This window comes from Cellulomonas sp. GbtcB1, assembly GCF_019091725.1.
In the GTDB taxonomy this organism is placed as follows: Bacteria; Actinomycetota; Actinomycetes; order Actinomycetales; family Cellulomonadaceae; genus Cellulomonas.
Genome location: NZ_JAGXJG010000731.1, coordinates 1 through 229 on the forward strand (window position 1 = coordinate 1; position 229 = coordinate 229).

The following is a 229-nucleotide window of genomic DNA, read 5'->3' on the forward strand; positions in this document are numbered from 1 at the left end:
CCAGCCCGGCTTCGTTGGGATGTTCGTCGTGTAGTTCCGGACCGCCTCACTCCGCGGGAACCGTTTGATGTCCGCCGCCGAGGCGTCGCCCAGGTACCGCTGGAGAACGCCCGGGCCGGCTCCCGGGCGCCCCGCTCCCGGCATCCGCCCGCGCACCCCCGGGGCGAGCCGCGCGAGCACGTCCTTCACCGCCTCCAGCCGCCCCTTCCGCGACTTCGCCGGGGTGAGC

The 229-nt window shown here is 75.1% G+C and carries 1 protein-coding gene; it reads right to left on the minus strand.

All coding sequences use genetic code 11. The features are described 5' to 3' along the window. Window positions 1–229 (minus strand): hypothetical protein (locus KVT14_RS21990; protein ID WP_217617448.1); only part of this gene is annotated, 229 nt, incomplete at both ends.